Annotated in this window: 30 protein-coding genes; 20 read left to right on the forward strand and 10 right to left on the reverse strand. The window is 65.8% G+C overall.

The features are described from left to right. Nucleotides 1-32 precede the first annotated feature (32 nt). Nucleotides 33-1,316, reverse strand: coding sequence for a tRNA uridine-5-carboxymethylaminomethyl(34) synthesis GTPase MnmE (mnmE, locus tag P6144_RS08220; protein WP_277767251.1), 1,284 nt, complete (start codon nucleotides 1,314-1,316; stop codon nucleotides 33-35). Then, nucleotides 1,316-1,555 carry a DUF6489 family protein gene (locus P6144_RS08225; RefSeq protein ID WP_277767252.1) on the reverse strand — a complete coding sequence of 80 codons (240 nt, stop codon included), beginning with the start codon at nucleotides 1,553-1,555 and terminating at the stop codon, nucleotides 1,316-1,318. Before P6144_RS08225 ends, mnmE begins: the two co-directional genes overlap by 1 nt. A gap of 47 nt (nucleotides 1,556-1,602) precedes the next feature. Between P6144_RS08225 and P6144_RS08230 the strand changes: the two genes are divergently transcribed. Continuing rightward, the gene (locus tag P6144_RS08230; RefSeq protein WP_277767253.1) at nucleotides 1,603-2,082 is read left to right on the forward strand and encodes a methylated-DNA--[protein]-cysteine S-methyltransferase; all 480 of its coding nucleotides are present in this window, start codon (nucleotides 1,603-1,605) and stop codon (nucleotides 2,080-2,082) included. Then, nucleotides 2,079-2,780, forward strand: a complete 702-nt coding sequence (locus tag P6144_RS08235; protein ID WP_277767254.1) for a dienelactone hydrolase family protein — start codon at nucleotides 2,079-2,081, stop codon at nucleotides 2,778-2,780. The genes P6144_RS08230 and P6144_RS08235 overlap by 4 nt, the downstream gene beginning before the upstream one ends. Before the next feature lie 50 nt (nucleotides 2,781-2,830). On the opposite strand, the gene P6144_RS08240 is transcribed toward P6144_RS08235, so the two are convergent. The 4 genes from P6144_RS08240 to hemE all read right to left on the reverse strand — a co-directional run bounded on the left by P6144_RS08240 (nucleotide 2,831) and on the right by hemE (nucleotide 6,692). Continuing rightward, the gene (locus tag P6144_RS08240; protein WP_277767255.1) at nucleotides 2,831-3,532 is read right to left on the reverse strand and encodes a TerC family protein; all 702 of its coding nucleotides are present in this window, start codon (nucleotides 3,530-3,532) and stop codon (nucleotides 2,831-2,833) included. Nucleotides 3,533-3,703: 171 nt separating this feature from the next. After that, a complete protein-coding gene (rho, locus tag P6144_RS08245; protein WP_277767256.1) occupies nucleotides 3,704-4,960 on the reverse strand; it encodes a transcription termination factor Rho in 1,257 nt (418 codons plus the stop codon). 225 nt (nucleotides 4,961-5,185) lie between these two features. Then, on the reverse strand, nucleotides 5,186-5,638 hold the full coding sequence (locus P6144_RS08250) for a CopD family protein (protein ID WP_277767257.1): 453 nt from the start codon (nucleotides 5,636-5,638) through the stop codon (nucleotides 5,186-5,188). Between the two features lie 31 nt (nucleotides 5,639-5,669). Next, entirely contained in the window at nucleotides 5,670-6,692 is a 1,023-nt protein-coding gene (hemE, locus tag P6144_RS08255) for a uroporphyrinogen decarboxylase (RefSeq protein ID WP_277767422.1), read from the reverse strand. A 302-nt stretch (nucleotides 6,693-6,994) separates the two neighbouring features. Between hemE and P6144_RS08260 the strand changes: the two genes are divergently transcribed. The 11 genes from P6144_RS08260 to P6144_RS08310 all read left to right on the forward strand — a co-directional run bounded on the left by P6144_RS08260 (nucleotide 6,995) and on the right by P6144_RS08310 (nucleotide 13,858). Then, nucleotides 6,995-7,819 carry a pyruvate, water dikinase regulatory protein gene (locus P6144_RS08260; protein ID WP_277767258.1) on the forward strand — a complete coding sequence of 275 codons (825 nt, stop codon included), beginning with the start codon at nucleotides 6,995-6,997 and terminating at the stop codon, nucleotides 7,817-7,819. Beyond that, on the forward strand, nucleotides 7,816-8,412 hold the full coding sequence (locus tag P6144_RS08265) for a nucleoside triphosphate pyrophosphatase (RefSeq protein WP_277767259.1): 597 nt from the start codon (nucleotides 7,816-7,818) through the stop codon (nucleotides 8,410-8,412). The genes P6144_RS08260 and P6144_RS08265 overlap by 4 nt, the downstream gene beginning before the upstream one ends. Then, entirely contained in the window at nucleotides 8,409-9,218 is an 810-nt protein-coding gene (gene aroE / locus P6144_RS08270; protein ID WP_277767260.1) for a shikimate dehydrogenase, read from the forward strand. The genes P6144_RS08265 and aroE overlap by 4 nt, the downstream gene beginning before the upstream one ends. Nucleotides 9,219-9,255: 37 nt before the next feature. Beyond that, nucleotides 9,256-9,849 (forward strand): dephospho-CoA kinase, encoded by a 594-nt coding sequence (gene coaE / locus P6144_RS08275; RefSeq protein WP_277767261.1) that lies wholly within the window; start codon nucleotides 9,256-9,258, stop codon nucleotides 9,847-9,849. Nucleotides 9,850-9,856: 7 nt separating this feature from the next. Continuing rightward, the gene (dnaQ, locus tag P6144_RS08280; protein WP_277767262.1) at nucleotides 9,857-10,549 is read left to right on the forward strand and encodes a DNA polymerase III subunit epsilon; all 693 of its coding nucleotides are present in this window, start codon (nucleotides 9,857-9,859) and stop codon (nucleotides 10,547-10,549) included. Nucleotides 10,550-10,619: 70 nt separating this feature from the next. Then, nucleotides 10,620-11,207 carry a ribosome-associated translation inhibitor RaiA gene (raiA, locus tag P6144_RS08285; RefSeq protein ID WP_277767263.1) on the forward strand — a complete coding sequence of 196 codons (588 nt, stop codon included), beginning with the start codon at nucleotides 10,620-10,622 and terminating at the stop codon, nucleotides 11,205-11,207. Nucleotides 11,208-11,250: 43 nt separating this feature from the next. Then, nucleotides 11,251-11,718, forward strand: coding sequence for a PTS sugar transporter subunit IIA (locus P6144_RS08290; protein WP_277767264.1), 468 nt, complete (start codon nucleotides 11,251-11,253; stop codon nucleotides 11,716-11,718). Continuing rightward, complete coding sequence (locus tag P6144_RS08295) at nucleotides 11,711-12,184, forward strand: PaaI family thioesterase (protein WP_277767423.1); 474 nt, start codon at nucleotides 11,711-11,713, stop codon at nucleotides 12,182-12,184. Before P6144_RS08290 ends, P6144_RS08295 begins: the two co-directional genes overlap by 8 nt. A 7-nt stretch (nucleotides 12,185-12,191) precedes the next feature. Next, nucleotides 12,192-12,533, forward strand: a complete 342-nt coding sequence (locus P6144_RS08300; protein ID WP_277767265.1) for a DUF1491 family protein — start codon at nucleotides 12,192-12,194, stop codon at nucleotides 12,531-12,533. Nucleotides 12,534-12,688: 155 nt separating this feature from the next. Beyond that, nucleotides 12,689-13,324: a cell wall hydrolase gene (locus P6144_RS08305; RefSeq protein ID WP_277767266.1), complete on the forward strand. Its 636-nt coding sequence runs from the start codon at nucleotides 12,689-12,691 to the stop codon at nucleotides 13,322-13,324. Nucleotides 13,325-13,375: 51 nt separating this feature from the next. Then, nucleotides 13,376-13,858: an MmcB family DNA repair protein gene (locus tag P6144_RS08310; RefSeq protein WP_277767267.1), complete on the forward strand. Its 483-nt coding sequence runs from the start codon at nucleotides 13,376-13,378 to the stop codon at nucleotides 13,856-13,858. A gap of 3 nt (nucleotides 13,859-13,861) precedes the next feature. On the opposite strand, the gene P6144_RS08315 is transcribed toward P6144_RS08310, so the two are convergent. Beyond that, a complete protein-coding gene (locus P6144_RS08315; protein ID WP_277767268.1) occupies nucleotides 13,862-14,476 on the reverse strand; it encodes an ankyrin repeat domain-containing protein in 615 nt (204 codons plus the stop codon). A 53-nt stretch (nucleotides 14,477-14,529) separates the two neighbouring features. Between P6144_RS08315 and P6144_RS08320 the strand changes: the two genes are divergently transcribed. The 4 genes from P6144_RS08320 (at nucleotide 14,530) to P6144_RS08335 (ending at nucleotide 17,237) form a co-directional block, all read left to right on the forward strand. Beyond that, entirely contained in the window at nucleotides 14,530-15,126 is a 597-nt protein-coding gene (locus P6144_RS08320; RefSeq protein WP_277767269.1) for an SCO family protein, read from the forward strand. Then, complete coding sequence (locus P6144_RS08325) at nucleotides 15,123-15,557, forward strand: YcgN family cysteine cluster protein (RefSeq protein ID WP_277767270.1); 435 nt, start codon at nucleotides 15,123-15,125, stop codon at nucleotides 15,555-15,557. Before P6144_RS08320 ends, P6144_RS08325 begins: the two co-directional genes overlap by 4 nt. A 44-nt stretch (nucleotides 15,558-15,601) precedes the next feature. Next, on the forward strand, nucleotides 15,602-16,267 hold the full coding sequence (locus tag P6144_RS08330; protein WP_277767424.1) for a SprT family zinc-dependent metalloprotease: 666 nt from the start codon (nucleotides 15,602-15,604) through the stop codon (nucleotides 16,265-16,267). A gap of 64 nt (nucleotides 16,268-16,331) precedes the next feature. After that, the gene (locus P6144_RS08335; protein WP_277767271.1) at nucleotides 16,332-17,237 is read left to right on the forward strand and encodes a hypothetical protein; all 906 of its coding nucleotides are present in this window, start codon (nucleotides 16,332-16,334) and stop codon (nucleotides 17,235-17,237) included. Nucleotides 17,238-17,259: 22 nt separating this feature from the next. Here P6144_RS08335 and P6144_RS08340 read toward each other — a convergent pair whose 3' ends face one another. The 3 genes from P6144_RS08340 to P6144_RS08350 are packed head-to-tail and all read right to left on the reverse strand — an operon-like array spanning nucleotide 17,260 to nucleotide 20,415. Then, complete coding sequence (locus tag P6144_RS08340; protein WP_277767272.1) at nucleotides 17,260-19,407, reverse strand: PBP1A family penicillin-binding protein; 2,148 nt, start codon at nucleotides 19,405-19,407, stop codon at nucleotides 17,260-17,262. A gap of 41 nt (nucleotides 19,408-19,448) precedes the next feature. Continuing rightward, entirely contained in the window at nucleotides 19,449-19,880 is a 432-nt protein-coding gene (msrB, locus tag P6144_RS08345; RefSeq protein WP_277767273.1) for a peptide-methionine (R)-S-oxide reductase MsrB, read from the reverse strand. Nucleotides 19,881-19,914: 34 nt separating this feature from the next. Then, nucleotides 19,915-20,415: a sterol desaturase family protein gene (locus P6144_RS08350; RefSeq protein WP_277767274.1), complete on the reverse strand. Its 501-nt coding sequence runs from the start codon at nucleotides 20,413-20,415 to the stop codon at nucleotides 19,915-19,917. A gap of 323 nt (nucleotides 20,416-20,738) precedes the next feature. On the opposite strand from P6144_RS08350, the gene sucC reads away from it, so the two are divergent. From sucC to P6144_RS08365, 3 genes are all read left to right on the forward strand, one after another. Continuing rightward, nucleotides 20,739-21,941 carry an ADP-forming succinate--CoA ligase subunit beta gene (gene sucC, locus P6144_RS08355; RefSeq protein WP_277767275.1) on the forward strand — a complete coding sequence of 401 codons (1,203 nt, stop codon included), beginning with the start codon at nucleotides 20,739-20,741 and terminating at the stop codon, nucleotides 21,939-21,941. 268 nt (nucleotides 21,942-22,209) lie between these two features. Next, nucleotides 22,210-22,962 (forward strand): electron transfer flavoprotein subunit beta/FixA family protein, encoded by a 753-nt coding sequence (locus P6144_RS08360; RefSeq protein ID WP_277767276.1) that lies wholly within the window; start codon nucleotides 22,210-22,212, stop codon nucleotides 22,960-22,962. Between the two features lie 87 nt (nucleotides 22,963-23,049). After that, nucleotides 23,050-23,979, forward strand: a complete 930-nt coding sequence (locus tag P6144_RS08365; RefSeq protein WP_277767277.1) for an electron transfer flavoprotein subunit alpha/FixB family protein — start codon at nucleotides 23,050-23,052, stop codon at nucleotides 23,977-23,979. The last annotated feature ends 45 nt before the right edge of the window (nucleotides 23,980-24,024 follow it).

Consider the following 24,024-nt stretch of genomic DNA (forward strand, 5'->3'; position numbering starts at 1 on the left):
GCCGCGCGTCAAAAGCGTTCCACGTGGAACATCTATTTGCCTATGCAGAAACGGCCGAACAGCGCGTCGAGCATCGCTTCCACCCCCGCCCGGCCCGTGATCGCGTCGAAAGCGCGCATTGCGGAGCGGAGATGCTCGGCGATCAGCAGGAGGTCGTTCTCGCGGGCAATAGCGTCGAGCGCGGCCGCAGCATCCAGCGAAAGCGCCCGCTGCCGTGCGTTGAGCGCCAGTAGGTCGGGCGGCGGCAGCAGATCGGCGGCGAGACGCGCCATTGCCTCCCACAGCCCTTCCATTCCGGCCCCGGTGCGCGAGGACAGCGACAACCGTCCCTCGCCGGTCTCCCGTCCCGGCAGATCAGCCCGGGGATTGAGCCAGAGAAGATGATCGTGGTCGGGCGGTGCCTCATCGCCGAGCCAGAGCAGGATATCCGCCTCGGCTTGGGCGGCTTGGGCACGGGCAATGCCGATCGCTTCGATCTCGTCGCCCGGCAGCTCGGCCAGGCCGGCGGTATCGATCAGCAGCCACGCGATGCCGCCACGCACCACCGGCGCCTCGATCCGGTCGCGTGTGGTGCCCGAGATCGGCGAGACGATCGCGGCGTCGCGCCCGACCATGGCATTGAGCAGCGAGGACTTGCCGGCATTGGGCGGCCCGGCCAGCACCACCCGGATGCCGTCGCGCAGCCGCTCGACCGGCGGACGCCCGGCCACCGCTGCGATATCGGCGGCCAGCTCCGCCGCACCCGCCTGGATAGCGGGCAGCAATCCGGCATCGGCGACATCGTCCTCGTCGCTATGATCGAGTTCGGCCTCGACCCGAGCGGCGAGGCCAAGCAGCCGATCGGTCCAGCCCTCGACCTCGCGCCGCACGGCGCCTTCCGTGGATCGGATCGCCGACCGGCGCTGCGCCTCGGTCTCGGCCATCAGCAGGTCGCCCAGTCCCTCGGCCTCGCTCAGGTCGATGCGGCCGTGAAGCAGGGCGCGGCGGGTGAATTCCCCGGGCTCGGCCGACCGGAGCCCCGGCCGGGCCGCCAGCGCCGCCTCGACTGCCCGAACCACTGCCCGGCCGCCATGGAGATGGAATTCGGCGAGATCCTCGCCCGTCGCGCTGTTCGGGCCGGGAAAGCACAGGACGAGCGCACGATCGAGCAGCGTGCCATCGGCAGGATCGTGCAGCGCGCGCACCGCGGCACGGCGCGGCGCGGGCAGGTCGCCGGCGAAATCGCGCACCACGTCGAACGCCCGCGGCCCACTCACGCGCAGCACCGCGATCGCGGCGGGCGGGGCGCCGCTCGATACCGCGAAGATCGTATCCATTATTTCTCGGTCTTGCCCCCGGTGCCGGCATCGAACATCGCGCGCCAGAACCCCATGCCGGCCTCGCTCATCGGCGACCAGCTTTGCAGCATCTGCTGGAACGCCTCGGGGCTGCCCTGCTTGTTGATCGCATCGACCATCATCGAGACATAGCGCTCGTGCACCGGCGACAGATCGGGAAGCCCCATGGCACGGCGCGCTTCTTCCGGCGTGCACTCCACCTCGACATTGATCTTCATCGGCATCTCCGTTGCGCCGGCCGCGACGCGGCTGCTAGTTCGAAACCATGTATGCGCGCGACCATGGTGTGATCGCAACGCCCATCGGCTCGATCCGGGTGGAGGGCGACGACACGCAGCTGTTTTCGGTGCGGATCGGCGAGGCCGCTCTCCCCGCGCCTGGCAGCGCCGTCACCGTCCGCGCCGCACTCGCCCAGCTCGAAGCCTGGTTCGCGGGCGCACGACGGGATTTCGACGTGCCGCTCGCGTTGATGCCGACTTCACGTGGAACAGAGCTGCGTGCCGCAATGATCGGCATCGGCTATGGCGAGACGCTGAGCTATGGCGAACTCGCGCGACGAACGGGATCGAGCGCGCGTGCGATCGGCCAGCTTTGCGCACGCAACCCCTTCCCCATCCTTGTCCCGTGCCACCGGGTGCTGGCGGAGGGTGCGCGCCTGGGCAATTATTCGGGCGGCGACGGGCCCAAGACCAAATCCTGGCTGCTCGAGCATGAGCGCCGCCTATCCGGAAGGACATTGTTATGAGCGAGATGATCAGCGTCGACACGATCGATGGCAGCGGCAGCTTCCAGGCCTATGTCGCCCGGCCCGAGGGCACGCCCAGGGCCGCGGTGATCGTGATCCAGGAGATCTTCGGCGTGAACCCGGGTATCCGCCAGAAGTGCGACGACTGGGCAGCCAAGGGCTATCTGAGCCTGGCCCCCGACCTGTTCTGGCGGCTCGAGCCCGGCATCCAGCTCGATGCCGATGTGCCCGAGCAGTTCGAGCAGGCGCTGGGGCTGATGGGCAAGTTCAACCAGGATGCCGGCGTTCGCGACATTGAGGCGACGATCAAGGCGGCGCGCAAGCTGCTAGGTGACGGCGGCAAGGTCGGCGTGGTCGGCTTCTGCCTAGGCGGCCGCCTGGCGTTCATGACCGCGACGCGGACCGACAGCGATGCCAGCGTCGGCTATTACGGCGTCGGCATCGACAATCTGCTCGGCGAGAAGCACGGCATCGCGCGCCCGGTGCTGCTCCATATCCCGCAAGCGGATCACTTCGTCAGCCCCGAGGCGCAGGCGGCGATGCACGAAGGGCTGGAAGATCACCCCAAGGTGACCTTGTTCGACTATGCCGGCGAGGACCATGGCTTCGCCGACACCTTCGGCAAGCGCCGCTCGGACGAATCGGCCAAGCTGGCTGATGCGCGAACGGCCGAGTTCTTTGCGAAGAACCTCGGGTAAGATTTTGAAGTTGCGGCTCCCTGGAGAACTCCGGGGAGCTGCCTATCCAATCAGAAGAAGCTGACGATTCCCGCAGTCTCGGGCGTGCCGACCCAGCCCTCGTAGATCATGCGCACGGCGACGAAGACGATCACTGCCAGGCCGATATAGGCGATCCAATGGTGGCGGTTGATCAGGCGGGCGATGAGATTGGCGGCCAGGCCCATCAGCGCGACCGAAAGCAGCAGGCCGACGACGAGGATGCCCGGATGCTCGCGCGCGGCGCCGGCGACGCCGAGGACATTGTCGAGGCTCATCGAGACGTCGGCGACTGCGACCGCCCAGGCGGCGGCGGCAAAGCTCTTGGCGGGCTTCAGGCCCGATTCGACCAGGTTCTCATGGTCGTTCCCCTCGCGGATCTCGCGCCAGAACTTCCAGCTCACCCAGAGCAGGAGCAGGCCGCCGGCGAAGATCAGCCCGACGATCCCCATCAGCCAACTGACGACGAGTGCGAAGGCGATGCGCAGCACCAGCGCGGCGCCGATGCCGATCAGGATGACCTTGCGTCGCTGGTCCGCCGGCAGCCCCGCCGCGAGCGCCCCGACGACGATCGCATTGTCGCCCGCCAGCACCAGGTCGATCATCAGCACAGAACCGAAGGCGGCAAGCGCCGCAGGCTCGGTGATGTTCGAGAAATCCGCGACGATATGGTTCCAGATGTCGAGCGGGGAACCGATGCCGGCCGCGGCGGCGCTGAGGAGCATGTCGAGCATCGCCTAGCCGTAGCGCGGTGGTGGCGGCATGCAAGTGCTCCCCTCCCTGCAAGGAAGGGGTTGGGGATGAGTGGATTACTCGCGATACGGAAAGGCCCGGCAATACGGCTACCGTATGCCAGGCCCTGACCCACCCCTCGATCCCCTCCCTTCCAGGGAGGGGAAGCGGGACTACTGGTTCATCGAGTCGAAGAAGTCCTCGTTGGTCTTCGAGTCCTTCATCTTGTCGAGCAGGAACTCCATCGCGTCGACGGTGCCCATCTGCATGAGGATGCGACGGAGCACCCACATCTTGGTGAGCTTGGCCTTGTCGACCAGCAGCTCTTCCTTGCGGGTGCCCGACTTGCCGACGTCGAGCGCCGGGAAGATGCGCTTGTCCGCCACCTTGCGATCGAGGACGATTTCCGAGTTGCCGGTGCCCTTGAACTCTTCGAAGATGACTTCGTCCATGCGGCTGCCGGTGTCGATCAGCGCGGTGGCGATGATCGAGAGCGAGCCGCCTTCCTCGATGTTGCGCGCGGCGCCGAAGAAGCGCTTCGGGCGCTGCAGCGCGTTGGCGTCGACACCGCCGGTCAGCACCTTGCCCGACGACGGCACCACGGTGTTGTAGGCGCGGCCGAGGCGGGTGATCGAGTCGAGCAGGATGACGACATCCTTCTTGTGCTCGACCAGGCGCTTGGCCTTTTCGATAACCATTTCAGAGACTTGCACGTGGCGCTGCGCCGGCTCGTCAAAGGTCGAGCTGATCACCTCGCCCTTCACCGAGCGCTGCATGTCGGTGACTTCTTCCGGGCGCTCGTCGATGAGCAGCACGATCAGGAAGACTTCGGGATGGTTGTCGGTGATCGCCTTGGCGATGTTCTGCAGCATCACCGTCTTGCCGACGCGCGGAGGTGCTACGATCAGCGTGCGCTGGCCCTTGCCCTGCGGCGAGACGATGTCGATGACGCGCGCCGACTTGTCCTTCTGGGTCGGGTCGAGCTGGTCGAGCGTCAGCTTGCTCTCGGGATAGAGCGGCGTGAGATTGTCGAAATTGACGCGGTGGCGCACCGCATCGGGATCGTCGAAATTGACCGAGATCAGCTTGGTCAGCGCGAAATAGCGCTCGCCGTCCTTGGGCCCGCGAATCTCGCCTTCCACCGTGTCGCCGGTGCGCAGGCCGAACTTGCGGACCTGGTTCGGCGAGACATAGATATCGTCGGGGCCGGCGAGATAATTCGCCTCGGGGCTGCGCAGGAAGCCGAAGCCGTCGGGCAGCACTTCGATCGTGCCCAGCCCCAGGATCTGCTCGCCATTCTCCGCCTCGGCCTTGAGGATGCCGAACAGCAGGTCCTGCTTGCGCAGCGTGGAAGCGCTCTCGACGCCGAGCTCCTCGGCCATCGAGACCAGTTCGGCGGGGGCTTTCTTCTTGAGGTCCTTGAGATGCATTGGGAGTCCGGCTGCTTGGATGCGGGGGAGAGCGTCGGTCGGCGGTAAGGTCGCGCGCGAATAACGATGCCTGGAGGAGGGATGCTCCGGTGTCCCGGGGCACAGAGCGGAATTAGGAGTGGCCCCCACCCAAGTCAACCGGTCTTGGCGGTCTGGGATGCGCTTTTGCGACAGTTTTCAAGTTGCGGGCGACCACCCGTTTGCCGCAACAAAATTACCCGCGTTTCAGAAGGGCTTCACTACCGCCAGGATGACCACCAGGATCACCGCCAGCGCCGGTACCTCGCCGAGCATCCGCAGCCGCCGTGCAGGGATCGCGCCCTCGCCTTTCGCCAGCTTCTTCGAATAGCCGACCGCCCAGCCCTGATAGCCCGAAAGCAGGAAGACGATTGCCAGCTTGGCATGGAGCCAGCCCAGCCCGGCCCCGCCCTCGAACAGCCCGAGATTGGCGGCGAGCACCAGGCCGAGCAGCCAGACGATTCCGATCGAGGGCATCAGGATCATCTTGCGCAGCAGCGCCTCGCGCTTCTCCCAGGCGGTCGCTTCGGGCGTGCCCAGCGATTCCTGGTGATGGACGAGATAGCGCGGCAGCAGGAACAGGCCCGCCATCCAGAAGATGACGAAGATGATGTGGAACGCCTTGACCCACAGATAGGCGCCACCGAGGAAACCTGTCATGCTCGCCTCCGCTCGCGGGCCGCCATGGTAGCTACCCCCTGATCCGCGCCAGCAGCTGCTCGACATGCGCGATCGGCGTGTCCTGCTGGATGCCGTGGCCGAGATTGAACACATGCGGGCGGCTTGCAAAGGCCGAAAGGATCCGGTCGACCGCGCGATCGAGCGTCTCGCCGCCGGCGATCAGCGCAAGCGGATCGAGATTGCCCTGCACCGGCATCCCCTCGGGCAGTACTGCGTTGGCCCAGGCGGGATCGACGGTCTCGTCGAGCCCCAGCGCATCCACCCCGGTCTCGCGCGCATAGGCGGGCAGCTTGCCGCCGGCGCCCTTGGGGAAGCCGATCACCGGCGCCTTGTCCTTCATCGCGGCGGCGATCCGCGCGGTCGGTGCGATCACCCAGCGCTCGAACTGCTCCGGCGACAGGCTGCCGGCCCAGCTGTCGAACAGCTGCACCGCCTCGACGCCGGCATCGATCTGGTTCGCGAGATAGTCGATCGTGCAATCGGCGATGCGATCGACCAGCGCCTGCATCAGCCCGGGATCGGCATAGGCGAGCCGCCGCGCCTCGGCCTGCTCGCGGCTACCCTGGCCGGCGATCATATAGGTGGCGACGGTCCAGGGGCTGCCTGCAAAGCCCAGGAAGGTCACGTTCGGGTCGAGGGTGGCCCGCACCTGCCGGACGGTCGCATAGACCGGCTGCAGGGCCTCAGGGCGCGATTCAAGCAGGTCCAGCACGTCGCGGGCCTGGACCACCGGGGCGAGGCGCGGGCCTTCGCCGGTCTCGAACCACAGCCTCTGGCCGAGCGCCATCGGCACCATCAGGATGTCGGAGAACAGGATCGCCCCGTCCATGCCGAAGCGGCGGATCGGCTGGAGCGTGATCTCCGCCGCGGCTTCGGGATCGAGCGCGAGTTCGAGGAAGCCGCCCTTCTCCGCCCGCAGCGCGCGATATTCGGGGAGATAGCGCCCGGCCTGGCGCATCAGCCAGACGGGGGGAATCTCCTGTCGAACGCCCTTCAGCGTGGCGAGCAGCGGCTTGGCTTGCGGGTCGGTCAGGGCCTGGATCCTAAAACTATAAAGAATGAATCTAGAGATTGTTGGAGTCTGTTGGCGCGTGAAAGCCGGGGCTTATCCACGCGTCCGCCACTTTGCCAACAGATTGACTCCCACAGCCCCGCTCGAGTCCTCGGATTCGCGGCTTCCATCCCCGTTTTCAACAGGCTGTGGATCGGAACGACAAGCTGGGGATGCGGTTGTGGAAGAATCACGAGCCGGAGTCATCAAACTGACCCGATTGGTTCGTGCGCCCGGTTGCGCTACTGGCTGTGGGACATGTTATCCACAGATCCATCCCATATGTGATGCGGCTCCACCTGCACCTCCTCTCCGACTCCACCGGCGAGACGCTGGAGAACATCGCCAAGGCGGCGCTCGCCCAATATGACGATGTCGAGACGCTGCGCCATTTCTGGCCGATGGTGCGCAGCGAAGCGCATCTCGAGCGGATCCTCCAGGAGATCGCGCAGAACCCCGGGCTGGTGCTGTTCACGCTGGTGAACCCCGAGACGCGCCGCACGCTCGAGAGCCGCTGCCGCGCGATGGGCCTGCCGGCGATCGCGCCGCTCGATCCGGTCAACCATGCGCTGTCGAACCTGCTCGGCCAGGAAGCCAAGGCGCGGCCCGGTCGCCAGCATACCCTCGATGCCGCCTATTTCGCCCGCGTCGACGCGATCCAGTTCACCATCGCGCATGACGACGGGCTGCTCGCCGAGGATTGGGAAGAAGCAGACATATTGCTCGCCGGCGTCTCGCGCTCGTCGAAGACGCCGACCTCGATCTATCTGGCGAACCGCGGCTACAAGACCGCCAATATCCCGATCGTGGTCGAATCGCCGCCGCCGCCCGAGCTGTTTGGCCTCAAGCATCCGCTGATCGTCGGCCTCACCACCAGCGCCGACCGGCTGATCCAGATCCGCCGCAACCGCCTGCTCTCGCTCAACCAGGCGACCGAGACCAGCTATGTCGAGCAGGATGCGGTCAACCGCGAGGTCGCCTATGCGCGGCGGATGTTCGCCGACAATGGCTGGCCGGTGATCGACGTGACGCGCCGCTCGATCGAGGAAACCGCGGCGGCGATCATCCAGCTCTGCAACGAGCGCACATTGGAAAAGGGCGGACAGTGAAACTGGTTCTCGCGTCGCAGAGCGCCTCGCGCCGGGCGATGCTCAACGATGCCGGTGTGCCGCATGAAGCGGTGACTGCGCAGGTCGACGAAGCTTCCGCCAAGGAGTCGCTGCTCGCCGGCGGCATTTCCCCGCGCGACCTGGCCGATGCGCTGGCCGAGCTCAAGGCGCTCAAGGTCTCGGGCCTGGTGCCGACTGCGCTGGTGCTGGGCGGGGATTCGCTGGTTGCGCTCGACGACGGGTCGCTGCTCGACAAGCCCGAGAGTCGCGAACAGGCCGCCGACCATCTCCGCCGGATGTCCGGCAAGACGCATGACATCTACAGCGCCGCAGTGATCGCCGAGGGCGGTCGCGCGGTGTGGCGCTTTGTCGATCGCGCCAAGCTCCATGTCCGCCCGCTCTCCGAGAAATTCGTCGAGGAATATCTCGATGCGGAATGGCCCGCGATCGCCGGCTGTGTCGGTTGCTTCCGCATCGAGGGGCCGGGCGTCCAGCTGTTCAGCCGCACCGATGGCAGCCAGTTCACCATTCTCGGCATGCCGCTGCTGCCGATCCTTTCCTATCTGCGTACGCGGGGGGTTCTGACGTCATGACTGCCTATGCCGAAGTGATCGGCGACCCCATTGCCCAGTCCAAGTCGCCGCTGATCCACGGCTTCTGGCTGCAGCAGCTCGGCATCGCGGCAGAATATCGGCGCGCGCATGTGAAGCCCGAGGAACTGGCCGGCTATTTCGAGTCGCGAAAGGCCGATCCGGACTGGCGCGGCTGCAACATCACCTTGCCGCACAAGCAGGCGGCGCTCGAATTCGTCGAGGATCGCGGCGGCGTCCGCGACTCGATCGGCGCGATCAACACCGTGGTCCGCGCCGAGGATGGCGCGCTGATCGGCACCAACACCGATGCCGGCGGCTTCTATGCGCCGATCGCCGGGCTCGATCTCGACGGCCAGCACGTCGTGGTGATCGGTGCCGGTGGCGCGGCGCGCGCGATCCTGTTCGCGCTGTCGCGTGTCGGTGTCGGCAAGGTCACCCTGCTCAACCGCAACGTGCTCAAGGGCGCAGCGCTGCTTTCGAGCTTCGGGATCAAGGGCGAAGCGCTGCCGCTCAATGCCAAGCTGCCGCCGGCCGCACTGCTGGTGAATGCCAGCGCGCTCGGCATGGTCGGCCAGCCGCCGCTGGAGATCGATCTGTCGCCGCTGCCCGAGGATGCGGTGGTCTATGACGCAGTCTATGCGCCGCTCGAGACCGATCTGCTCGCCCAGGCGCGCGACCGCGAACTCGACACGGTCGACGGGCTCGAGATGCTGGTCGGCCAGGCCGCACTTGCCTTCGAACTGTTCTTCGGTGCCGAGCCGCCGCGCGACCGCGACGACGAGCTGCGCGAGATTCTCCTTCGGTGATTATCCCCAGCGTCATACCTCCATACGGGAGGGGTATTTGATCACCCTGGGCCTCACCGGGTCGATCGGCATGGGCAAGTCGACCGTGGCGGCGATGTTCGCCGAAGCCGGCGTGCCGGTGTTCGACGCCGATGCCGAGGTGCACAAGCTCCAGGGGCCGGACGGCGCCGCCGTCGCCGCAATCGAAGCCGAGTTTCCGGACACGACCAGCGATCTCGGCGTCAACCGCACGCTGCTGCGCGAGGCGGTGATGGCCGATCCCACGGCCTTTGCGCGGCTGGAGGCGATCCTGCATCCGGCGGTGGCGGACAAGCGTGAAGCCTTTCTGCGGGCGAATCGCGCCGCGCCGCTCGTGGTGCTCGACGTGCCCTTGCTGTTCGAGGCAGGCGGTTGGCGCCATGTCGACAGGATCGCAGTGGTTTCCGCATCCGCCGAGGTCCAGCGCGCCCGGGTGCTGGCGCGGCCGGGCATGACCGCGGCGCGATTCGAGGCGATCCTCGCGCGCCAGCTGCCCGACTCGGAAAAGCGGGCCCGGGCGGACTTCGTCATCCCCACCGGCGGCACGCTGGAGGAGACGCGCGCGGTGGTGCGCGATGTCATCGCTTGCCTCCGGGACCAAGCGGGAGGATAAGGTCGCAATGCGTGAAATCGTGTTCGACACCGAAACCACCGGGCTCAGCTTCTCGGGTGGTGACCGGCTGGTCGAGATCGGCTGTGTCGAGCTGGTCAACCGGGTGATGACCGGGCGCACCTACCACGCCTATATCAATCCCCAGCGGCCGATGCCGATCGAGGCGTTCAACGTCCATGGCCTGTCGGACGTTTTCCTGTCGGACAAGCCGCTGTTCGAGGACGTCGTCGAGGGCATGCTCGAATTCATCGGCGACAGCCCGATGATCGCGCACAACGCCAATTTCGACTTCGGCTTCATCAATGGCGAGCTGATCCGCAGCGGCCGGCCGATCGTCGAGCTGACCCGCATGGTCGATACGCTGGCGATCGCCCGGGTGAAGCATCCCGGCGCCAAGCACACGCTCGATGCGCTCTGCACCCGCTACGGCATCGATCTCACCCAGCGCACGCTGCACGGCGCGCTGATCGATGCCTCGCTGCTGGCGCAGGTCTATGTCGAGCTGACCGGCGGTCGGCAGATTACCTTGGGGCTGGCGGTGGACGCGCCAGTCGTCCGCGAGACGGTGGCCGAAGCCCCGACGCGGGTACATGTGCGTCCCGCGCGACAGTTTGCGCCGAGCGCGGCGGAACTTGAGCGCCACGCAGCCTTTCTCTCTAAGATGGAGGAGCCGCTCTGGGGCGCCGCCGCAGCCAGTTGATCCCGGTTGACCGGGGTCAAAGGGCTGGGACCTCGCCCCAGCTAACGTCCTCGTAAAAGCGGAGGTGAAGATGGACATCCGGGTTTCTGGGCATCAGGTCGAGACGGGCGCCGCTCTCAAGACGCAAGTCAACGAACGGCTCCAGGGGATTGCGGGCAAATATTTCTCGCGCGCGATCTCGTCCCAGGCGACCTTCGGCAAGGGGCCGCACGACAACGGCTTCACCTGCGACATCGTGATGCACGTCACCCAGGGGCTGGTGCTCAAGGCGACCAACAAGGGCATGGAGGCGCACGGCGCCTTTGACGGCGCCGCCGACCGGATCGACAAGCAGCTGCGTCGCTACACCCGGCGGCTCAAGGATCGCCAGAACGGCGTGGTCAATGCGTTCGCCGAGAATGGCGCGTACGACAACAATGCCGGCTACACGCTTTTCCAGGAACCGGCCGAGGAGGACGAGCCGTCCGATGCGCCTCTGATCATCGCCGAGACTCGCGTCGATGTGCCCGATGCCACCGTTTCGGACGCAGTTATGATGCTCGACCTGCGCAACACCAACGCGCTGCTGTTCCGAAATAGCGCGACAGGTGCCCATAACATGGTCTATCGGCGCGGCGACGGAACGATCGGCTGGGTGGAACCCAACCGCGCCGCCTGAGTATTAGGCAGGCCCCGGGGGGCGGACCTCAACTGGAATATCGATGACGACGATCAGTGATTTGCTCGTGCCGGAGGCAGTGCTCTCCGGCGCGGGTGTTGCCAGCAAGAAGGCGCTGTTTGCGGCGCTGGGGGCAGCCGCGGCAGAGGCTTACGGCCTCGACGCGCCTGCCGTTGCCGAAACGCTTGCCGCGCGGGAGAAGCTGGGTTCGACCGGCTTCGGCGCCGGCATCGCCATCCCGCATGGCAAGCTCGATTCGATCCGCCGCGTGTGCGGCGTGTTCGTGCGGCTGGAAAAGCCGCTCGATTTCGGCGCGGTGGACGAGCTGCCGGTCGACCTGGTGTTCATGCTGCTCTCCCCGGTGGGTGCGGGTGCCGAGCATCTCAAGGCGCTGGCCTGTGTCTCGCGCGCGCTGCGCGACAAGGGCTTCGCCGCCAAGCTGCGCGGCGCGGGTTCGCGCGATGCGCTCTACGCGCTGCTCGCCGGCGTGGAGGCGCGTGACGCTGCCTGAGGGGATCGGGCCCGAGTCTCCCACCGGGGCCGAAGCGCATTTCCGTGCGCTCGAATCGCTCTATGCCGCCGCGCCGATCAACCGGCTGTTCGAATCCGTCCTCGAGATCCCGGAAGGCGGCGTCGCGCGCATCCGCTTCAACATCGACGAGCGCTATTTCCACGCCGCCGGCGCGGCGCACGGCACCAGCTATTTCAAGATGCTCGACGATGCCGCCTTCTATGCGGTCAACAGCCTGGTGACCGATCGCTTCGTGCTCACCACCCAGTTCAACCTGCTGCTCACCAAGCCGCTCGGCCCCGGGCCGGTAGTGGCGGAGGGGCGCTGGGTCAGCGGCCAGCGCCGCGTGTTCGTCGGCGAGGCGCGGCTGATCGATGCCACCGGCGAGGAAGCTGCACGCGGCACCGGCACTTTCATGCGCTCGCGCATCCCGCTCGCCTCGCTGCCCGGCTACGCCCAAGGGTGATGCTGCGATGACGCCGCGCCTGGCCACCGGCATGCTGGTCAACGCGTTGATCCGGCGTGCCGAGGGCGCGGGCGGTGGCGCGATGGTGCTGGCGAAGGGCGATGCCACGGCCGGCGCGGTGCTGCTTCTGCTGGTCGAGCGCGGCGCCAACCCGCGCTTTATCGAACGTGGCCTGGGCCCGGACGGAAAGCCCGCGCTGATCCCTGCCGGCCCCCGCGACTTCGAGGATGACACCGCGGTCACCGCTTATTGGCAGCGCCGCCGGAACAGCGATTCCGATCTGTGGGTGGTCGAACTGGATATCGCGGATGGGGAACGCTTCGCCGCTGAAACGATGGCGGCGAATTGACTTTGCCCGCGCGCGCGGCGAAAGGCCCCTCCACTATCAATCGCGTTGTGCCTGCCGGGGTGTGAAGTCGGTCGGTTACGCAGTCGGGGGGGAAGCCCGGCGGCCCATCAGAAACCGGGGCCGACCGCGCACCAACCGCACAGCAACGAATCCTAATGAAGCTCATCCACCGCGTCGCGGCGTTCGCGACGGTGACTTTTTGCGCTGGCGCACTTGCGAATGCCGCCACGCTCGACGTGACCATGAACCAGGATTCGCCGGTTCAGATGGTCAACGCGATGGAACATCAGGTTGTTCCCACGCCGGCCCCCCAGGCCGCGCCGCTCCCCGTCAAGGGCGAGATTGTCCAGCAGATCCCCAATGTGGATGCGGACGAAGATTTCGACTCGCTGTCTGAAGCCGTGGCCGCGCAGGATGCGCCCGCGTCGCTCGACAGCGAGCTCAACTGCCTTGCCGTCGGCATCTATTACGAGGCCAAGAGCGAGCCGCTCGCCGGCCAGCTCGCCGTGGCGGACGTGATCCTCAACCGCACCGAATCGGGCCGCTTTCCGCGCTCGGTCTGCGGCGTGGTCACCCAGCGCGGCCAGTTCGCCTTTGTGCGCGGCGGCAAGCTGCCCACCCCGCCGGCCAACGGCCAGTGGAAGAAGGCGCTCGCGGTCGCCCAGGTCGCGATGAAGGACCAGTGGGATTCGCCGGTGCCGGAAGCGCTCTATTTCCATGCCCGCTATGTGAAGCCGAGCTGGAAGCGCCCGCGCGTCGGCTCGGTCGGCAACCACGTCTTCTATCGTTGAGCGCGAGTCGCAGGCTTCCCTGCGTTCGCTTAATGTTCTAGACAGCCGGGGATGACCTCCCCGGCTGTTTCGATTCAGGAAGACCCGCTCATCGCCGCCGATGTGGCGCGCGGCGTCACGCGGTTGCTGCTCCGCCACGATTGCGTGGCACTTGCCGAAGTGCCGCTCGAGGGCGGCCGGCGGGCGGACCTGATGGCGATCGATTCGCGCGGCAATATCGTGATCGTCGAGATCAAGGTCTCGCGCGCCGATCTGCTCGGCGACGGCAAATGGACCGATTATCTCGCGCATTGCGACCGCTTCTTCTGGGCGGTGCCGGAGGGATTCGATCTGCGCCCGTTCGAGCAGGAAGGCTTCCTGCCTGCCCGTGCCGGGCTGATCGTCGCCGATCGCTACGATGCCGCGGTGATGCGCGAGGCGGCGACGGTGCCGCTCCCTGCCCCTACCCGCAAGAAATGCACGCTGGCCTTTGCCCGGCGCGCCGCGCGCCGGGTCATCCAGATCTTCGATCCCGATGCCGAGGCGAGCTTCTAGGTACTAGAGCCGGGGCCCGGCCGGGGCAGCCGCGCTGCTCTTGCCGCCCTTCGCCGCATCGGCGAGCAGGCGGGCGATCTGCGGATAGCGCGTCTCGTCGCGAGCATAGTCGCGGGCCGACTTGCCGGTGACATTGTCGGTGCGGTCCGGATTGGCACCGGCGGCGAGCAGCGCGCGGGCGACTTCGATGTCGTGCACCTGCACCGCGCGGATCAGCGGCGTCTCGCCGCTGCTGTTCGGCATGTTCACATTGGCGCCGTACTTGATCAGGATCGCCACGCCCTCGTCCCAGCCGCGCTCGGCGGCGAGGATCAGCGGCGTGTTGCCGCGATTGTCCTGCAGGTTGGCATTGATGTCGTCCTGCTGGAGCAGCACGCGCAGATAGGTGGAGTCGTTGCGCTTCACCACGATGTGCAGCGCGCCTTCGCCGGTCTGGCGGTCCTTGGTGTTGACGATGCGGAGCGTCTTGTCCTCGAGATACTTGTTCACCTTCGAGCCGTCCGTCTCGCGGATCGCGTTCAGGAAATTGTAGCTGTCGGAGAATTGCTGGGCCGATGCCGGCAGTGCGGCGAGCATCAGCAGGGCGGCGCCAGCGGCGCCCGTTACGCGAACCATCATGTCTTTGCCCAACCCCATTGCGGCAGTGCTTGCAAGCCCCCGACTATCAGATCATGGCTGTGGATACCATGAGCAGGATATTTCAGGGCGTTGCGCCTTTGCTACTGATCGTCTCAGGCTGCAGCGGCGCGAGCGAGGAACCGCCGCTCGCCGGCGCCCGGATCGGCGGCCCGTTCGCGCTCACCGATCCGGCCGGCAAGACGGTGCGCGACGGCGATTTCGCGGGCAAATATCGCATCGTCTATTTCGGCTACACCTATTGCCCCGACATCTGCCCCACCGACATGCTCAAGATCGGCCAGGCGATGAAGGCGCTCGACAAGCAGGCGCCGGCCAAGGCGGCGAAGATCGTGCCGATCTTCATCACCGTCGATCCCGAGCGCGACACGCCGCAGGTGGTGGGCGAGTTCGTCCGCAATTTCGATGATCGCGTCGTCGGCCTCACGGGCACCCCGGCGGCGATCGCCGCGGTCGAGAAGCAATATGCCGTTTATGCGAAGAAGGAAGCGCCGGGTCCGGGCGGCGGCTATCTGGTAGGACACAGCCAGATTGCCTATCTGATGGATCCGGAAGGCAAGCCGATCACGTCGCTGCCGATCGAGAAGGACGCTGCGGCGCTGGTGGCGCAGCTCGACCATTGGGTGAAATGACAGGCAAGTTCTGGGAAGATCTGTCGCTGGAGCAGCTCGACCGCGCGCAATGGGAAGCCCTTTGCGACGGGTGCGGCAAGTGCTGCATCCACAAGCTCGAGGACGAGGAGACGGGGGAGCTGCACGCCACCAACGTCGCCTGCCGGCTGCTCGATCGGCGGATGGGGCGCTGCTCGGACTATAAGCATCGCCACGCCTATGTCCCCGAATGCGTGCGGCTGACCGCGCGCAACGTCCGCGACATCGAATGGCTGCCCTCCACCTGCGCCTATCGCCTGCGCGGCGAAGGCAAGCCGCTGCCCGACTGGCATTATCTGGTGAGCGGCGATCCCGAAGCGGTCCATGCCGCCGGCGAGTCGACCCGCGGCTGGACGGTGAGCGAGGACGACGTGATCGATTTCGAGCATCACCTGGTGGACCGCGAGCTTTGAGCGAGGCCGAGATCGAAGTCGTTCGTCACGCCCGGGCGCGGCGGATGCGGCTCTCGGTCGATCCCCGTTCGGGCAAGGTCAAGCTCACGCTTCCGCCGCGCGCTTCCCTGAAGAAGGGGATGGACTGGGCGCGCGAGCAGCAGGGCTGGATCGCCAGCCAACAGGCGCGGATGCCCGAAGCACGCCCCTTTTCGCCGGGTGCCTGGATTCCGATCGGCGATGCCGAGGTCGAGATCATATGGCCGGCGCCCGGTGCCGGGCGCGTGCCCCGCCTCGCCGGCGACCAGTTGCTCTGCGGCGGCCCGCGCGAGGGGCTGGAGAAGCGCATCGAGCGCTGGCTGCGCCAGGCCGCGCTCGACCTGCTCAGCGAGGAGACGGCGGAATATGCCGAGCGCGCGAACGTCACCGTCACCAAGGTATCGATCGGCGATCCGCGCGGCCGCTGGGGCAGCTGCGCCTCGTCGGGGCAGATCCGCTATAGCTGGCGGCTGCTGCTCGCGCCCAGCTTCGTCCGCCGCTCGACCGTGGCGCATGAAGTCGCGCACCGCATCCATATGAACCACTCCCCGGCGTTCCACCGCGTGATGGCGGAGCTCTACGAAGGCGATCCCGAGCGCGCCCGCGCCTGGCTCAAGCGCAACGGCGCCGGGCTGCACTGGTACGGCAAACATCCATCAGGCGACGGCCTGCCAGCGCAAGATACCGCATAAGATATTGCCGCGCGATTGATTCGATCTCGTCCGCAAGGCAATCTCCTGAGGGGGATTCGCTCGCATGGCACATCGATGGACCGCGAAATTATCGACGGCGATATTTGTGACCTGCGTGGCATCCGTGGGAGCAACCGCCACCCAGTTCGCCTCAAGCGAGGTCTCGTGGCCGACTAGCTTTCAATGGCTGACGGTACCGCCAAATCCATGGCTGACGATTGCGGCGATCGTGTCGGGCCTGAGTACCTGGGCGGCAATCGCACAACTTACTACGAAATCGGTAACCGTTGGGGATCTCGAGAGGATCAAAGAAGACATTCTGTCCGAAATCCGCGCGAGCAGAGGCGGTGAGATGCCGAAAAACGGCGCTGGAGAGGCTGGCGATAGAGAAAATATACTCAATCTCAGCGAAGAAAGTGTGGCTTCGATAGAAGTTGATAGCATAAATTCAAAGTCAGCCCGGAAAGGTATTTTCCTAGCGCTGTCAAATTTGCTCAAGTCTATCAGAGCACCGTCTAGATCAAGCGCTCTGGCCCGAGATTTCGCGAACATGCTATCGAGAACCGTCGCTTCACACACCGACAGAACAAACGCCATGCGAGAGCGATTACGTAAGCCCATACGGGATGTCACAAGTGCAAGAATTATCACCAGAATTCTGCGCGAGGACTTGGCTTCAGCAATTAGTTTTGCCGATCAGCTTCGTGTTCATCCACCAGCCTCCTGGCCAAATTACGAGCTGTTCCGAATTTTCAATAAATGGGCGGGAATAATATCAGCAATTGATACGGAGCTTGCAGATATCCAGGCCATGCTGAGAGCGGAAAATGGCACTTCGGCCAATGCCAAGAGGGGCGAAATGCTTATTGATTACATCATCACGGAATTTGCTATTCTTGAGCAGTCGATCAAGGCTGCAAGTGCCGCCGCTGAAGAATTGGACCAAGCAGCCCAGCAATTCACAAATTAACTGGGTTTAGAATTCGGAAGAATCACTCATCACCCCGTGGGGCATCATCCCGCGGCTGGGGGATCGGCTGCCGCCCGGTATCGCGCGGCTGGTCGCGCGGATCTCGGCGCGGCGTATCGCCCGGTGCCCGCTTGCCGGTCATCCGGTCGATCCAGTCCTGGTCGAGCTGTTCGTCCTGTTGCCCGCCCTGCTGCCCCGGGATCGGCTGGACGATCTCGTCGCCATTGCCGCGCGGCTGCTGGTCCTCGGGCAGCGGATTGCCGTCCTGGTCGACGAACATGCCGTTGTCGGGCTCGCCATAGGCGCTGTTCTCTTCGTCGAGCTGGTATTCGGGCAACGTCACCTGGGTATCGAAGGCCTCGGCCGCGCGCTTGGCCACCGCCTTGACCATGAAATCATGGAAGGCGCGCGCCGGCGCAGTACCGCCCTGCAGGCCGGGGACGACCTGGGCGTCGTCGCGGCCCATCCACACGCCGGTGGTGATCCCGCTAGAGAAGCCGATGAACCAGCCGTCCTTGTTCGAATTGGTGGTGCCGGTCTTGCCCGCCACCGGGCGGCCGATCTGCGCGGCGCGGCCGGTGCCGGTGGCCACTGCGGTCTGCATCAGGTCGGTCATCTGCGCGGCGACATAGGGGGCGACCAGCACATGGCTGGTGTCCACCTCGTGCTGGTAGATCACCGCGCCGTTCGCGGTGACGCGGGTGATGCCATACGGTGTCACCGCCACGCCCTTGTTCGCCACCGAGGCGAAGGCGCGGGTCATGTCGATCAGGCGGACGTCCGAGGTGCCGAGCACCATTGCGGGATGGGTATCCACCGGCGTGGTGATGCCGAAGCGGCGCGCCATGTCGGCGATCGAGCCGAAGCCCACTTCCTGGCCGAGCTTCGCCGCGATCGTGTTGACCGAATAGGCGAAGGCGGTGCGGATGTTCATCTCGCCGCGGAACTGGCCGGAGCTGTTGCGCGGGCTCCAGCCGTTGATCGTCACCGGCTCGTCGACTACCAGGTCGTCGGGCTTGTGGCCGCTTTCTAGCGCGGTCAGATAGACGAACAGCTTGAACGCCGAGCCCGGCTGGCGGGTCGCCTGGGTCGCGCGATTGTAGATCGAGGCGACATAGTCCTTGCCGCCCACCATCGCGCGCACCGCGCCGTCGCGGTCGAGCGCGACCAGCGCGCCCTGCGCGTTCTTGGGCGCATTGGCGCGGATCGCATCGTCGGCGGCGCGCTGCATGCTCAGGTCGAGCGTGGTCCACACCTCGAGCGGCGCCTCGGTCTCGTCGATCAGCACTTCGAGCTGGGGCAGCGCCCAGTCGGTGAAATAGCGCACGCTGTTCTGCTTGGGCTCGGGGGCGAGCGCCACGGTGCGCGGATCGGTGGCTTTGGCCTGCGATTCCGTGATCTTGCCGGTCTCGGCCATCAGATCGAGCACCACGCTGGCGCGGCCGATCGCGGCCTCGGCATCGGCGGTGGGCGAATAATGCGACGGCGCCTTGACCAGGCCGGCGATCACGGCGGATTCGGCGAGCGTCAGGTTGGTCGCCGGATGGCCGAAGAACTTCCGGCTCGCCGCATCGATGCCGTATGCGCCGCCGCCGAAATAGACCTTGTTGAGATAGAGCTCGAGGATCTCGTCCTTGGTGAACTTGCGCTCCATCGCCAGCGCAATCACGCCTTCGCGCACCTTGCGGCCCAGATCGTACTTGTTCGACAGGAAGATCGTGCGCGCCACCTGCTGGGTGATCGTCGAGCCGCCCTGCAGGCGCCGGCCCTCGTCGTGCAGCTGCTTGGCGCGCCAGAACATGCGGGCGACGCCGACGGGATCGACGCCCCAGTGCGATTCGAAGCGGCGATCCTCGGTCGCGATGATCGCGTCCTTCATCACCTGCGGGATCTGGTCGTACTTGATCCACTCGCCATAGCTCGGCCCGAGCGAGACCAGCACGGTGCCGTCGGCGGCATGGACGCGGATCATCTGGCCGTTGGGCGAGGATTTGAGCTCGTCGAAGCTCGGGAGCGTCGATTTGGTCGAATAGACCGCGATCAGCAGCGCGATGAAGGCGAGCAGCGCCAGGCTGCCGCCGCCGATCAGCGTCCAGAAGACAATGCGCTTCCAAAAGGCGAGGTCACGCCATTTGGACCTGCGGATGACTGCGGGCAGGTTGGATGCCATCGGGGGGGTCGATTAAGCCCTATTCGGCCTGGTCACAAGGTTCAGGCGGTTGTGGAGTCGCTAGCCGAAGCCGGGTTTCCGCCACGTGAACGGAAATCGAGGCTGACCGAATTGATGCAATAGCGCAGCCCGGTGGGCGGCGGACCGTCGGGGAAGACATGGCCCTGATGCCCGTCGCAGCGTGCGCAGCGCACTTCGACGCGGCGCATGCCGTGGCTGACATCGGCATGTTCGGTGATGTTTTCCGGATCGATCGGCTGGGTGAAGCTTGGCCAGCCCGAACCCGAGTCGAACTTGTCGAGGCTGTCGAACAGCTCGAGCTTGCAGCCGGCGCAGAGATAGACGCCATCGGCCTTGTTATCGGTGTAGCGGCCGGCAAAGGCGCGTTCGGTGCCCGCTTCGCGCAACACGTGGAACTGCTCCGGGTTCAGCCGCTTGCGCCACTCGGATTCGGAGAGGTTCAGGTGCTCCATAAGGGCAAGCATGTGTCCGTGCGCCGGGTCCGCGTCAATCCGGGTTCGCGCGGAAGCGGGCCAAACCCGAGTTGACCTTCAATTGCCGCTTCAGTTCCTCGGCCGGCGGCGCCCAGAGAAAGCCGAAGCTGACCGCGCCGGCCTTCGATTCGACGGCGTGATGCAGCCGGTGCGCCTGGACGATTCGCTTCATATAGGTCGAGCGCGGCACATAGCGGTGGCGCAGGCGCTGGTGGACGATCACGTCGTGGAAGCCGAAATAGATCGCGCCATAGCCGGCGATTCCCGCGCCGATCCAGGTGAAGCCCGGCCACCAGCCTGCCTGCACCCCGCCATAGAGCAGCACGATCGACGGCACCGCGAAGATCACCGCATAGAGGTCGTTCCATTCGAACCAGCCGGTGCGGGCGCGGTGGTGGCTCGCGTGCAGGAACCAGCCCGGCCCGTGCATCACCCAGCGGTGCATCGCCCAGGCGAACACCTCCATCCCGGCAAGCGTGGCAAGGAACAGGGCAAGGCCGATCCAGGGGGGCATAGGGGGTAGATAGGCGCTCCCGAGCTACCCGTCATCTGGTTGCGGAGAGTCGGCTTCGAGTCGCTCGACACCACTCCTCGTCACCCCGGCCTTGTGCCGGGGTCCACTGTGCCGCGCAGGTTGTCCGTTGAAATCCTACCCAGCATTTGCCTCCCGGTGGACCCCGGCACAAGGCCGGGGTGACGGAAGAAAGCACTACCCGTCAGTATTTATTGCAATTACGTCGCAATCGCATTTACGCCGAAAAGATTTGGATTCGCGCGCGCGCCGTGCTTAAGGCACCCGCAAACTCCTTCCCGCCACAAAAGACGAGGGCGCGTCCCATGAACATCCATGAATATCAGGCCAAGGAACTGCTGGCGAAGTATGGCGCGCCGATCGCCGCCGGCTTTGCCGCCTTCACCGTCGACGAGGCGGTCGAGGCCGCCAAGAAGCTGCCCGGGCCGCTCTATGTCGTGAAGTCGCAGATCCATGCCGGCGGCCGCGGCAAGGGCAAGTTCAAGGAGCTCGGTCCCGATGCGAAGGGCGGCGTCCGCCTCGCCTTCAACCTCGACGAAGTCCGCGCCCACGCCACCGACATGCTCGGCAACACGCTGGTGACGATCCAGACCGGCGAGGCCGGCAAGCAGGTCAACCGCCTCTACATCACCGACGGTGCGGACATCGCCAAGGAATTCTACCTGGCGCTGCTCGTCGATCGCGCCACCGGCCGCGTCGCCTTCGTCGTCTCGACCGAGGGCGGCATGGACATCGAGGAAGTCGCCCACTCGACTCCCGAGAAGATCCACACCTTCGACGTCGATCCCGCGACCGGCTTCATGCCGCATCACGGCCGCGCCGTCGCCGCCGCGCTCCAGCTGACCGGCGACCAGGGCAAGCAGGCCGCCAAGGTCGCGTCGTCGCTCTACGCCGCCTTCCTGGCGACTGACGCCGCGCAGATTGAAGTGAACCCGCTGGCGCTGACCGAGCAGGGCAACCTCCTCGTCCTCGACGCCAAGGTCGGCTTCGATTCGAACGCGATGTTCCGCCACAAGGACCTGGCCGAGCTGCGCGACGAGAGCGAAGAGGATCCTGCCGAGCTCGAAGCCTCGAAGTATGACCTGGCTTACATCAAGCTCGACGGCGACATCGGCTGCATGGTCAACGGCGCCGGCCTGGCGATGGCGACGATGGACATCATCAAGCTCAACGGCATGTTCCCGGCCAACTTCCTCGACGTCGGCGGCGGCGCTTCGAAGGAGAAGGTGACCGCGGCGTTCAAGATCATCCTCGCCGATCCGAACGTGAAGGGCATCCTGGTCAACATCTTCGGCGGCATCATGAAGTGCGACATCATCGCCGCCGGCATCGTCGCCGCGGCGAAGGAAGTGAACCTCTCGGTGCCGCTGGTCGTGCGCCTCGAGGGCACGAACGTTGCCGAGGGCAAGGAAATCCTCGCCAATTCGGGCCTCGCCATCGTTCCCGCGAACGATCTGGGCGATGCCGCCAAGAAGATCGTGGCCGAGGTCAAGAAGGTCGCCGCCTGAGCGATCGTCTGACCGCAGGTCAGGGCTGATAAAGGGGGCGGGGGAAACCGGGTTTCGGTTTCCTCTGCCCTTTTCGCATCGGGAGATCGCCTGCCGGCCGGAGCGCTCCCGAATGTGCGGTGAAGTCGTGCCGTCTCCGTAATCGGGCGGTTCGGGCCACTTTTTCGAGGTTCGGGTATGCTGAACGCGCTTTGAGGCTGGACTTGACCCGATTCTTCGGCATTAGCGATTGGCATTGCCGACTTTCCAGCGACGGAGAGGATTTTCGATGAAGGTGCTGGTGCCGGTCAAGCGCGTGCTTGACTATAATGTGAAGCCCCGCGTGAAGGCGGACGGGACGGGCGTCGATCTGGCGAACGTCAAGATGAGCATGAACCCGTTCGACGAGATCGCGATCGAGGAAGCCGTGCGCCTGAAGGAAAAGGGCGCCGCGACCGAGGTCGTCGTCGTCACGATCGGCGTCGCCAAGGCGGAGACCGACGTGCTGCTCACCGCGCGCGCGATGGGCGCCGATCGCGGCATCCTGATCCAGACCGATGACGAGATCGAGCCGCTGGCGGTCGCCAAGCTCCTCGCCAAGGTCGCCGAAGAAGAGCAGCCCGGGCTGATCATCCTCGGCAAGCAGGCGATCGACGACGACAGCAACCAGACCGGCCAGATGCTGGGCGCGCTGCTCGGCTGGCCGCAGGGCACCTTCGCCTCGAAGGTCGAGCTGGGCGGCAAGGGCGTGCTGGTCACGCGCGAAGTCGATGGCGGCCTCGAGACCGTGGACCTCAAGCTGCCGGCGATTGTCACCACCGATCTCCGCCTCAACGAGCCGCGCTATGCCACGCTGCCGAACATCATGAAGGCCAAGTCGAAGCCGGTCGCGAAGAAGACCGTCGCGGACTACGACGTCGACGTCACCCCGCGTCTCAAGACGCTCAAGGTGGTCGAGCCGGCGAAGCGCACGGCCGGCGTCAAGGTGGGCTCGGTCGACGAGCTGGTTGAGAAGCTCAAGGGTCTCGGCGTCACCAAGTAACCCCGTTCGCCCTGAGCTTGTCGAAGGGCGAATGTGACTCAATCGGGCTTCGACAAGCTCAGCCCGAACGGATTGAGGATAGAAGATATGAAGACTCTGGTTTGGGTCGAACACGACAATGCGGCGCTCAAGGACGCCACCCTCTCGGCGGTCACCGCCGCGGCGAAGCTCGGCGAAGTCCATCTCCTCGTCGCCGGCAAGGGCGTCGACGGCGTCGCCCAGGCGGCAGCGGCGATCACCGGCGTGGGCAAGGTCCATGTCGCCGACGACGCGGCCTATGAGCATTTCCTCGCGGAGAACGTCGCGCCGCTGATCGTGTCGCTGATGGGCTCGCACGACGCGGTCCTGTTCCCGGCGACCACCACCGGCAAGAACATCGCGCCGCGCGTCGCCGCCGCGCTCGACGTGATGCAGATCTCGGACATCCTCTCGGTCGAGGGTGCCGATACCTTCACCCGCCCGATCTATGCCGGCAACGCGATCGCCACCGTGCAGACCAGCGACAAGAAGCTGGTGATCACCGTGCGCGGCACTGCTTTCGCCAAGGCAGCCGCCACCGGCGGTTCGGGTACGGTCGAGGCAGTTGCGAGCGAAGGCGACAAGGGCCTGTCGGGCTTCGCCGGCGCGGAGATCGCCAAGTCCGAGCGTCCGGAGCTGACCAGCGCCAAGGTGATCGTCTCGGGCGGCCGCGCGCTCGGCTCGGCCGAGGAGTTCCACGCGCAGATCGATCCGCTGGCGGACAAGCTCGGCGCCGCCGTCGGCGCCTCGCGCGCCGCCGTCGACGCGGGCTATGCCCCGAACGATTATCAGGTCGGCCAGACCGGCAAGATCGTCGCCCCCGAGGTCTATGTCGCGATCGGCATCTCGGGTGCGATCCAGCACCTTGCCGGCATGAAGGACTCCAAGACGATCATCGCGATCAACAAGGACGAAGACGCTCCGATCTTCCAGGTCGCGGACATCGGCCTGGTCGGCGATCTGTTCAAGATCGTGCCGGAGCTGACCAGCAAGCTCTGAGTCGCTTCGCCGAAAGCAAAAGAGGGGCGCTCCTGCGGGGGCGCC

This window comes from Sphingomonas sp. HITSZ_GF, from assembly GCF_029543155.1.
Classification (GTDB): Bacteria; Pseudomonadota; Alphaproteobacteria; order Sphingomonadales; family Sphingomonadaceae; genus Sphingomonas.

What these genes read in the sequence shown, in the direction of transcription:
- mnmE (WP_277767251.1), bottom strand. Translation starts at nt 1,316, where the DNA reads ATGGATACGATCTTCGCGGTATCGAGCGGCGCCCCGCCCGCCGCGATC.
- P6144_RS08225 (WP_277767252.1), bottom strand. Translation starts at nt 1,555, where the DNA reads ATGAAGATCAATGTCGAGGTGGAGTGCACGCCGGAAGAAGCGCGCCGT.
- P6144_RS08230 (WP_277767253.1), top strand. Translation starts at nt 1,603, where the DNA reads ATGTATGCGCGCGACCATGGTGTGATCGCAACGCCCATCGGCTCGATC.
- P6144_RS08235 (WP_277767254.1), top strand. Translation starts at nt 2,079, where the DNA reads ATGAGCGAGATGATCAGCGTCGACACGATCGATGGCAGCGGCAGCTTC.
- P6144_RS08240 (WP_277767255.1), bottom strand. Translation starts at nt 3,532, where the DNA reads ATGCTCGACATGCTCCTCAGCGCCGCCGCGGCCGGCATCGGTTCCCCG.
- rho (WP_277767256.1), bottom strand. Translation starts at nt 4,960, where the DNA reads ATGCATCTCAAGGACCTCAAGAAGAAAGCCCCCGCCGAACTGGTCTCG.
- P6144_RS08250 (WP_277767257.1), bottom strand. Translation starts at nt 5,638, where the DNA reads ATGACAGGTTTCCTCGGTGGCGCCTATCTGTGGGTCAAGGCGTTCCAC.
- aroE (WP_277767260.1), top strand. Translation starts at nt 8,409, where the DNA reads ATGACTGCCTATGCCGAAGTGATCGGCGACCCCATTGCCCAGTCCAAG.
- dnaQ (WP_277767262.1), top strand. Translation starts at nt 9,857, where the DNA reads ATGCGTGAAATCGTGTTCGACACCGAAACCACCGGGCTCAGCTTCTCG.
- raiA (WP_277767263.1), top strand. Translation starts at nt 10,620, where the DNA reads ATGGACATCCGGGTTTCTGGGCATCAGGTCGAGACGGGCGCCGCTCTC.
- P6144_RS08290 (WP_277767264.1), top strand. Translation starts at nt 11,251, where the DNA reads ATGACGACGATCAGTGATTTGCTCGTGCCGGAGGCAGTGCTCTCCGGC.
- P6144_RS08300 (WP_277767265.1), top strand. Translation starts at nt 12,192, where the DNA reads ATGACGCCGCGCCTGGCCACCGGCATGCTGGTCAACGCGTTGATCCGG.
- P6144_RS08305 (WP_277767266.1), top strand. Translation starts at nt 12,689, where the DNA reads ATGAAGCTCATCCACCGCGTCGCGGCGTTCGCGACGGTGACTTTTTGC.
- P6144_RS08310 (WP_277767267.1), top strand. Translation starts at nt 13,376, where the DNA reads ATGACCTCCCCGGCTGTTTCGATTCAGGAAGACCCGCTCATCGCCGCC.
- P6144_RS08315 (WP_277767268.1), bottom strand. Translation starts at nt 14,476, where the DNA reads ATGATGGTTCGCGTAACGGGCGCCGCTGGCGCCGCCCTGCTGATGCTC.
- P6144_RS08320 (WP_277767269.1), top strand. Translation starts at nt 14,530, where the DNA reads ATGGCTGTGGATACCATGAGCAGGATATTTCAGGGCGTTGCGCCTTTG.
- P6144_RS08325 (WP_277767270.1), top strand. Translation starts at nt 15,123, where the DNA reads ATGACAGGCAAGTTCTGGGAAGATCTGTCGCTGGAGCAGCTCGACCGC.
- P6144_RS08330 (WP_277767424.1), top strand. Translation starts at nt 15,602, where the DNA reads ATGCGGCTCTCGGTCGATCCCCGTTCGGGCAAGGTCAAGCTCACGCTT.
- P6144_RS08335 (WP_277767271.1), top strand. Translation starts at nt 16,332, where the DNA reads ATGGCACATCGATGGACCGCGAAATTATCGACGGCGATATTTGTGACC.
- P6144_RS08340 (WP_277767272.1), bottom strand. Translation starts at nt 19,407, where the DNA reads ATGGCATCCAACCTGCCCGCAGTCATCCGCAGGTCCAAATGGCGTGAC.
- msrB (WP_277767273.1), bottom strand. Translation starts at nt 19,880, where the DNA reads ATGGAGCACCTGAACCTCTCCGAATCCGAGTGGCGCAAGCGGCTGAAC.
- P6144_RS08350 (WP_277767274.1), bottom strand. Translation starts at nt 20,415, where the DNA reads ATGCCCCCCTGGATCGGCCTTGCCCTGTTCCTTGCCACGCTTGCCGGG.
- sucC (WP_277767275.1), top strand. Translation starts at nt 20,739, where the DNA reads ATGAACATCCATGAATATCAGGCCAAGGAACTGCTGGCGAAGTATGGC.
- P6144_RS08360 (WP_277767276.1), top strand. Translation starts at nt 22,210, where the DNA reads ATGAAGGTGCTGGTGCCGGTCAAGCGCGTGCTTGACTATAATGTGAAG.
- P6144_RS08365 (WP_277767277.1), top strand. Translation starts at nt 23,050, where the DNA reads ATGAAGACTCTGGTTTGGGTCGAACACGACAATGCGGCGCTCAAGGAC.